The 8,640-nt window shown below is 60.9% G+C and carries 8 protein-coding genes and 1 pseudogene; 5 read left to right on the forward strand and 4 right to left on the reverse strand.

Translation table 11 applies throughout. The features are described 5' to 3' along the window. From WA989_RS02745 to WA989_RS02755, 3 genes and pseudogenes are all read left to right on the forward strand, one after another. Positions 1 to 1,096: pseudogene (locus WA989_RS02745) on the forward strand (TonB-dependent receptor); the annotation flags it as partial. Between the two features lie 124 nt (positions 1,097 to 1,220). Further along, positions 1,221 to 2,417, forward strand: a complete 1,197-nt coding sequence (locus tag WA989_RS02750; protein WP_424338994.1) for a PQQ-dependent sugar dehydrogenase — start codon at positions 1,221 to 1,223, stop codon at positions 2,415 to 2,417. Positions 2,418 to 2,432: 15 nt separating this feature from the next. Then, on the forward strand, positions 2,433 to 3,050 hold the full coding sequence (locus WA989_RS02755; protein ID WP_424338995.1) for a glutathione S-transferase family protein: 618 nt from the start codon (positions 2,433 to 2,435) through the stop codon (positions 3,048 to 3,050). A 110-nt stretch (positions 3,051 to 3,160) separates the two neighbouring features. Here the strand turns inward: WA989_RS02755 and recR are convergent, their stop codons facing one another. The 3 genes from recR to WA989_RS02770 are packed head-to-tail and all read right to left on the reverse strand — an operon-like array spanning position 3,161 to position 5,847. After that, positions 3,161 to 3,760, reverse strand: a complete 600-nt coding sequence (gene recR, locus WA989_RS02760; protein ID WP_424338996.1) for a recombination mediator RecR — start codon at positions 3,758 to 3,760, stop codon at positions 3,161 to 3,163. Positions 3,761 to 3,775: 15 nt separating this feature from the next. Then, positions 3,776 to 4,099, reverse strand: a complete 324-nt coding sequence (locus WA989_RS02765) for a YbaB/EbfC family nucleoid-associated protein (protein WP_424338997.1) — start codon at positions 4,097 to 4,099, stop codon at positions 3,776 to 3,778. A gap of 5 nt (positions 4,100 to 4,104) precedes the next feature. After that, positions 4,105 to 5,847, reverse strand: coding sequence for a DNA polymerase III subunit gamma/tau (locus WA989_RS02770; protein WP_424338998.1), 1,743 nt, complete (start codon positions 5,845 to 5,847; stop codon positions 4,105 to 4,107). Positions 5,848 to 5,949: 102 nt separating this feature from the next. Here WA989_RS02770 and WA989_RS02775 point away from each other — a divergent pair, with 102 nt between their 5' ends. After that, on the forward strand, positions 5,950 to 7,443 hold the full coding sequence (locus WA989_RS02775) for a cryptochrome/photolyase family protein (RefSeq protein ID WP_424338999.1): 1,494 nt from the start codon (positions 5,950 to 5,952) through the stop codon (positions 7,441 to 7,443). A 206-nt stretch (positions 7,444 to 7,649) separates the two neighbouring features. Beyond that, the gene (locus WA989_RS02780; protein ID WP_424339000.1) at positions 7,650 to 7,934 is read left to right on the forward strand and encodes a GIY-YIG nuclease family protein; all 285 of its coding nucleotides are present in this window, start codon (positions 7,650 to 7,652) and stop codon (positions 7,932 to 7,934) included. A 288-nt stretch (positions 7,935 to 8,222) separates the two neighbouring features. Here the strand turns inward: WA989_RS02780 and WA989_RS02785 are convergent. Continuing rightward, the coding region (locus WA989_RS02785; RefSeq protein WP_424339001.1) for a Swt1 family HEPN domain-containing protein at positions 8,223 to 8,640 on the reverse strand (418 nt) is incomplete at its 5' end.

Consider the following 8,640-nt stretch of genomic DNA (forward strand, 5'->3'; position numbering starts at 1 on the left):
GTCCGGCACGGGGACAGCGACAGCAAGCTTTGAGGAAGTCACGGGCCGGATTGGCCTCGACTGGTCACCAGAACTCGACTGGTCGGAAGATTCGCTGTTCTACGCCTTCTACTCTCGTGGCTACAAAGGCGGCGGCATCAACCCACCTCAACCGGCAGGTTCAGTCAGTGCGTTCCCGGAACTGTTCGATCCGGAGTTCATCAACTCCTACGAAGTCGGGACGAAGAACACGCTCGCAGGCGGCGCCCTGCAGTTGAACGCAACCGGTTTCTACTATGACTATACCGGCTATCAGATCACGCAGATCATCAACCGCACGTCAGCCAACTTCAACGTCGATGCCGAAATCACCGGCCTCGAGTTCGAGACGATCTGGAACCCGGCTTCGACCTTTGTCGTCAATGCCAATCTCGGTCTGCTCGACGCGCAGGTGAAAGACACCTACGGCGTCGACGTGCTCGACCGTACAAACGGCCGGGCCGATCTGGTTGTGCTGAAGCAGTTTGTCGGCGCTGCAAACTGTGTCGTCTCGGCTCAAGGCTACGCCACGGTCCTCGGCGCGATCCAGGGCGGACTGGTTGATCCGGGTTCAACGCTTGGTCTCTGCTCAGGTGCCTTTGCCGGGGCGGAAGCCACGTTCGGTGTGCCGGACGTGACCTATGTCGACTCCAATGGCGACACCCAGACGATTGGCGGGCTGACGCCGTTCGATGGTGAAGCCAAGAACCTCGATGGCAACAGCCTTCCAGGGACACCGGACACCACGCTGAGCGTCGGCGCCGAATACACATTCGAAGCCCTCGGCGGCGGTGCATGGGACATGCGGCTGCGCACGGACTACTACTATCAGGCCGACGCTTTCAGCCGCGTCTGGAACACCGGCCGCGACGAGTTGGAAAGCTGGAGCAACCTCAACCTGTCCATCCTGTTCTCGAATGACGAGATGGGCCTTGATTTCGAAATCTTCGGCAAGAACATCACCGATGAGGAAGTGATCACCGGCTCCTATCTCACCGATGACTCCTCGGGCCTGTTCTCCAACGTCTTCCTGAACGAGCCAGCGCTTTACGGCGTGTCGGTCAGCAAACGCTGGTAGGAAAAACCGATATACAAAACAGGGAAAGGCGGCGCTTCGGGGCCGCCTTTTTCGATTGTGCGGGAGGGATTTGCGCAATCACTTATTCGCACTACAGTCCGCATAGTCATTGCCGGGAGCTGTCATGAAATATTCTGTCTGTATCGCCGCATTCGCCCTTCTGGCTGCCGGATGTTCGGGCGGCGAGGATCCGGCCGGATCTGCGCAAGCTGCCGGCGATGAAACCCGCGATGGCGAGACCACTGATACAGCGGCCAACACGATCAGCGCAGAGGGCGGGCTGACGCTGACAGAGGTCGCAGATGGGCTGTCGGTGCCCTGGGACATGGTCTTCCTGCCGGGCGGCGACATGCTGGTGACAGAGCGCAGCGGCGCAATCCGCGTAATCCGTGACGGAGAGCTGCTCGAGACGGCCGTCTCCGGCACGCCCGAGACGCTCGCCGAAGGCCAGGGCGGCTATTTCGCTATGACCCTCGATCCCGATTTCGCCTCCAATCGCACGCTCTATCTCGCCTTTGCGAAGGGAACGACCGGCGACAATACAACCGCTGTGATCAAGGGCACCCTGTCCGAGGATGCCAGCACGCTCAGCGATGTGACCGAGATTTTCTCCGGCACGTCGCGCGAGACCTCCTACCATTTCGGCGGCCGGCTCGACTTCATGCAGGATGGCACGCTGCTCATCACCATGGGCGAAGGCTTCCGCTATATGAATGAGGCGCAGAACCCGCAAAACTATCACGGCGCGATTGCGCGGATTAACCCGGATGGCTCCATCCCCGAGGACAACCCATTTGCCGATGGCGCCGATGGCGCGCCGGCCGTCTGGTCCTATGGCCACCGCAATGTGCAGGGCCTTCTGGTCGATGAAGGCCGCGACCTTGTCTGGGCCCACGAGCATGGGCCGAAGGGCGGCGACGAGCTCAACATCATCCGCCCCGGCAATAATTATGGCTGGCCGGAAATCACCTATGGCGTCAATTATGACGGCACGATCATCACCGAAGAGACAGAGGCCCCCGGCATGGAGCAGCCCGTCGTCAAATGGGTGCCGTCCATCGCGCCCTCGGGCATGGCGCTGGTCACCGGCGAGGCCTGGGGCGACTGGCAAGGCGACCTGATCGTCGGCGCAATGAACGGACCGAAGGGGCAGAAACTGGTGCGCGTCGACCTCGACACATCGGGCACCGTCGAAGGCACTGAGGATCTTCTCGCCGACCTCGAAATGTCATTCCGCGATGTCGCGATGAGCCCGGATGGGCGCCTCTTCGTGGCCACGGCAGACGCCGAGGGCGCGATCTTTGAAATCACTCGCGATTAAACCGAAAGCCCCTGCATGATCCTTCTTCATCACCTCCGCGTCGGCCGGTCCATCTTCACGGTCTGGCTGCTGGAAGAGTTCGGCCTCGACTATGAGCTGAAAGTCTATCACCGCAATCCGGAGACGAACCGCTCGCAGGAGGACCTTGCGAAAGCCACCCCGCTCGGCAAGTCACCGACCATCGAGGATGGCGACATATTGCTGACCGAGTCAGGCGCGATCGCCGCCTATCTGGCCGAGCGCTATGACACAGGGCACAAGCTCGCGCCGCCGAAATCGGACTGGAAAGCCTGGGCCGAATATCAGCGCTGGCTGCACTATCCGGAAGGCTCGGCCTTCCTGCCGCTGATGCTGAAGCTGCTGCTGACGCGCGAAGACCCGAAACCGCCCGTGTTCAGCGCCTTCTCCGACGGCGAAGTCGCCCTGCATCTCGGTCTGCTCGACAAGCGGCTCGGCGAGATGGATTACATTCTCGGCGACCAATTCCAGGCGCCTGATGTGGGTATCACGTACATCGCCAATATGGCCGAGCGTCTCGGCGAGCTTGGGCCCTACAGGAACCTCAAGGCCTATATGGACCGCAATCTTGAGCGGCCGGCCTGGAAGCGGGCGAAAGAACGGGCGGTGGAGTAGGCTCCGCCAACCGGCTTCGTGGTTCGACTTCGCTCACCATGAAGCCTTTTCATTGCGGTACAAATTGCCTTCATCCTGAGCGAAGTCGAAGGACGAAGGCCGCACGATAACTACCGCCGCGAGCGCATCGCCGCCGCCAGTGTGCCCTCATCGAGATGGTCGAGTTCGCCGCCGTGCGGCACGCCCTGGGCGAGGCGCGTGATGGTGATGTCGAAATCCTCGAGCTGTTCTTTCACATAATCGACGGTGATCTGGCCATCGAGCGTGGCGCTCAGGGCAAAGATCACTTCGCGGATTTCGCCCTGGCGGATGCGGTCGACCAGCATGCCGATGGTGAGGTCCTCAGGCTCGACGCCATCGAGTGGTGACAGAACCCCGCCCAGCACATGATATCGCCCGCGAAAGGCGCTTGCGCGCTCCAGCGCCCAGAGGTCGGGCACGTCTTCGACCACGCAGATAACGCTCTCGTCGCGGCTGGTGGACTGGCACACCGCGCAGGGCTGCAGCGTGTCGAAATTCCCGCAAGTGTTACAGCGCTCGATCTTGTGGCCAGCCTCCGAGAGCGCCGCGGCGAGCGGCAGGAGGAGCTGGTCCCTGCGTTTGAGCAAATGCAGCGCGGCGCGGCGCGCAGAGCGCGGCCCAAGCCCTGGCAGCTTGGCGATCAGCTCGATCATTTTCAGGATTTCAGGCCCGGCGCTCTTCTGGCTCATTGCGTGCGCGTGCCCTTAGAACGGCAGTTTGAAGCCCGGCATCATGCCGCCCATGCCGGAGGTGGCCTCTTTCATGGCCTTCTCGACTTCCTCATCGAGGCGCTTGCGCGCATCGGCATGCGCGGCCTTGATCAGGTCTTCGAGGATTTCGGCCTCGTCACCCATCAGCGAGGGGTCGATCTCGACCGCGATCATTTCGCCCTTGCCCTTGAGCCGGACCTTGACCAGACCCGCGCCGGAGACGCCTTCGGCCTCGACCTGTTCGATCTTTTCCTGGGCTTCCTGCATCTTGGCCTGCATCTGCTGGGCCTGCTGCATGATCTTTCCGAGGTCTTTCATGGCTTCTAGCCTTTCGTTGAATTGGCGGCGCGCAAGGGAACGACATTGTCGCCCGGGCCATCAGCTTCAAGGGCGGGGGCGCTGCTGACCTCGACAATTTGCACCCCGTCAATGGCTTCGAGCGCGGCTTTCACGTCCGGATGAGACTTCACCGCCTCGATCCGCTCATCCTTGAGGCGGTCCTCGCGCTCCTTGACCGTTTCGCGCGAGGTCTGCGCCTTTCGGACATCCCATTCGAGGCCTGTCGAGATTTCGAGGAAGTCGGTCAGACGGCGCAAAAGGTCTACCGGCGCGCCGTCTTTCAGGTCGCAGCTGATCGTGCCTTCGGCAAACAAAGCCGGGCGGATATAGGATTTGGCCTCGCCCCACAGGCGCGGCTCACGCTCTTTTTCGAGCAGGTCCAGCACGTCTTCAAATTTCGACAGCTTGCCGGTGCCACCGCCCCCGACGGGCACCACGTTCGGGTCTGACTTGCCACCCTTGCCCTTGGTGTTGGATGGCTTGCCGCCGCCTTCGGCAATCATGCGGGCGGCGTCTTCCGGCGACGGCAGGCCGGCAGCTGCGACGAGACGCAGGATCACCATGCGCAGGGCTACATCGCTTTCCGGCGCGCTTTGCGTGTCGCGATAGCCTGAGAGCAATATCTGCCAGTTGCGCTGCGCCTGCGCCGGCGTGACGCTGTTGGCGATTGTCCGTGTGCGGCTCGTCCAATCGGCCGGGCCGGGCAGCGTGTAATTGTCGCCCATGGCCTGAACGGTCGCGACGTCGGCCGCGATTTCTAGGAGGTCCTTCATGAGGACGAGGGGGTCAGCGCCGATCTGGATCTGGTCAGTGATTTCATTGACCGCTTCCTTGGCTTTCCCCGTGACTGCGTATTCGAAGACGTCGAGGAGGCGGAGGCGGTCTCCTAGGCCGAGCATGTCGCGGACAAGCTCGCCGCTGATTTCCCCGCCATCGAGGCCCTGCACAATGGCCTGGTCGAGGATGGATAGCCCGTCGCGGACAGAGCCCTCGGCAGCCCGCGCGATAAGGGTGATTCCTTCGTCTGATATTTTTGCGCCTTCACGCGCGGCAATCTTGGCCAGATGCGCCGCGAGCTCGCCCGTATCGAGGCGTTTGAGATCAAAGCGCTGACAGCGCGACAGCACCGTGACCGGCACCTTGCGGATCTCGGTCGTCGCGAAAATGAACTTCACATGCGGCGGCGGCTCTTCCAGCGTCTTCAGCAGCGCATTGAACGAGGCGGTCGAGAGCATGTGCACTTCGTCGATTATGTAGACCTTGTAGCGCGCAGACACCGGCGAATAGCGCACCCCGTCGAGCAGGTCCCGCATATCCGCGACACCGGTGCGCGAGGCCGCATCAAGCTCAAGCACGTCCGGGTGCCGGCTTTCCATGATCGCCTTGCAGTGCTCGCCCGGCGGGTCGAGCTTCAGGCTCGGGCCGGAATGGTCTTCGCTTTCATAGTTGAATGCGCGCGCGAGAAGCCGCGCCGTCGTCGTTTTGCCCACACCCCGCACGCCCGTCAGCATGAAGGCATGCGCGATCCGGTCCAGCTCGAACGCGTTGCGCAGCGTGCGGACCATGGCTTCCTGGCCGATCAGGTCAGAGAAGAGTTTCGGGCGGTATTTCCGCGCCAGGACCTGATAGGATTTCTTCTCCTCGTCCGCGCCCATTTCTTCCTCTCCGAACATGGAGAAGGTGGCGTCGTCGCGCTCGTCTTCGGGGGCGGAAGGTTCGTCAGTCATCGGTGAGATACTAATGGCAGGGACTCGGTAGAGTCTGCAATGGCCCGCTGCCGGTTTTACAGCCTTTGCCTGTGAGCGGCGCGCCCTAGCTCATGCCCCGACATGACAAAAGCGCTTCTGATCTTCGCCCACCAGCTCTTCCGCCCGCATCCCGGCATACAGAAACAACCAGGCCGCATCTGCCTCATCGAGGACAAGCTGTTCTTCGGCGATGCGCAATATCCAATGCAGTTTCACAAGCAGAAGCTGTGGCTGCACCGGGCCAGCATGGCGCGCTATGGGAGATATCTGGATACGCTGAAAACGCCGCATGAGTACGTCTCGTACAAACGTGATGAGGCCGTGCTGGAGCCGCTGATCGCGCGCCTCGCCAGGGATGGCGTCACGGAGATTATGGCCTGCGACCCGGTCGATTTCATCCTGGAGAAGCGCCTCAAAGCCTATTGCGAGGCCGAGGGGCTGGCGCTGAAACTGCTGAATACGCCGATGTTTCTCAACACGCCGGGCGAGAACAAGGCCTGGCGAGCGGACCATAAATCCTGGTTCCAGGCCGAGTTCTACAAGCGCCAGAGGCGGCAGCTCGATGTGCTGATGGACGGGGATGAGCCGGCCGGCGGCAAGTGGTCCTTCGATGAAGAGAACCGCAAGAAAGTGCCGAAGAAACTGCGCGGTAGCGTGCCGCAGCTCCAGCCGCGCGTGCCGGACGAGATCGAGGAAGAGGCCCGCAAGTCCGTCGAGGCGGACTTCCCGGACAATTACGGCTCGCTCGACGAGCTTTACTGGCCGACCAGCCATGAAGCCGCCGAGAGCTGGCTCGGGCAATTCCTGAAAGAGCGGTTCGCGCTGTTCGGGCCGTATGAGGACGCGATCCTCGAGGGCGAGGCCCTGCTCTGGCATTCGGCGATTACGCCGATGCTGAACATTGGCCTGCTCACGCCGAAACAGGTGCTCGATGCGGCGCTGGCAGAGATCGATAAAGGCGATGTGCCGATGAATTCGGCCGAGGGCTTTATCCGGCAGGTGATCGGCTGGCGCGAGTTCATGCGCGCGACCTATGAAGACCTCGGCGTCTCCATGCGCACCACCAATCACTGGGGCCATGACCGCCCCCTGCCCCGGAGCTTCTGGACCGGCGAGACCGGCATCGCGCCCATTGATGACACGATAAAAAGGATCCTGAAAACAGGCTATTGCCACCATATCGAGCGGCTGATGGTGCTCGGCGGCTTCATGTTCATCTGCGAGGTGGACCCCAAAGACATCTATCGCTGGTTCATGGAGATGTTCGCCGACAGCTATGACTGGGTGATGGTGCCGAATGCCTATGCGATGAGCCAGAACGCAGACGGAGGCCAGATCACGACCAAGCCGTATTTTTCGGGCTCGGCCTATATCCGCAAGATGGGCAATCACGAGACAGGCGCGTGGTGCGATATCTGGGACGGGCTCTACTGGCGCTGGATCTGGCAAAACCGGGGACAACTCGCCGGCAATCCCCGCTGGGCGATGATGGTCTCCATGGCGGAAAAGATGGAGGAGGAAAAGTTGCGCGGCCACCTCGACACGGCTGCGAATTTCCTCAGGGGTTTCCGCTAGCAGAATGCGGGATGGACCGGCGTGTTTGGGGGGCTAAAAGCGTGGTAATTGCGGGGTAGTTTCGGGGTAATCTGATTAGCCCAATCTCCCCGGCAAAGGCCGGGGCCTCGGGAGGCAGGCGCGGGGTCTGAATTGCAGGAGATCCCGGCCTACGCCGGGACGATCGGGTGTGGGGACCGTGGCCCCATGCTTGCAGCGCGCAGACCATGGCCTTCTATGTCTACATCATGACCAACAAGCCGCACGGCGTGCTCTATACCGGCATGACGGACGACATAAATCGCCGCGCCTACGAGCATCGCGAACACCTGATCAAGGGCTTCGCGTCAAAGTATAATTGCGAGAGCCTCGTCTGGTTTGAGACGCATGAGACGCGCCGGTCCGCTTTTGACCGCGAACGCCGCATCAAGGAATGGCAGCGCGCCTGGAAAATCAGGCTGATTGAAGAGATGAACCCGGAGTGGCGCGACCTCGCCGATACGCTTCTTTGACCTCTCTATCTCCGATCTGCCGGGATTAAGGTCGGGGTCCGCCTCCTTCCGATCTCCCCGGCGAAGGCCGGGGTCTCGTGAGGCCAACTCCGCCCTTTAATTGCACGAGATCCCGGCCTGCGCCGGGAAGATCGGTGTTGGGGCTTGGGGTGAAGGCGGCGAATGTCCGATCTGTTTCAGGCCGTCAAGGGCGCTTCGCGTCCGACGGATTTCACCCTTGACGGCCTGAAACAGATCGAAAAAGGCTGGTCATGGCCAAATGGCAGAAACTGCCATTTGGCCTGTAATTCAGGTGGAAACCTGGCTGACCCAGTCCCGTATTGCGGAACCGACCCTAGCCAAATCCCTCTCACCGAGCTGGCCACTATGCATCACTACGTTTCTTGACCGTTCAAGAGTGTCAAAAATTGAGCGAGCCCAATCTACGCTGTGAATGAAGTCTTCAAAATGTGGGCTGTGATTCTGGTGAATGATGCTGATCAAATTTGGAAGCATGGTGTAATTAATGGGATCGGCACCTCGCTGAGCATGCCACCTAACTTTAGCTTCCTCTTCAGCCCGTGTAGTCGCCTGCTTTCTAATCTTTTCCGATACGCACGTTTCCCACCAGTTCTCGCCCACATTTTCCGCTAATGTCGATGAAATCAAATATCGAACCGAGTTCTCGAATGCGGCAATCGCGGTATACATTATGCTCATTTTCGAT

This window comes from Henriciella sp., assembly GCF_049649345.1.
Taxonomy (GTDB): Bacteria; Pseudomonadota; Alphaproteobacteria; order Caulobacterales; family Hyphomonadaceae; genus Henriciella.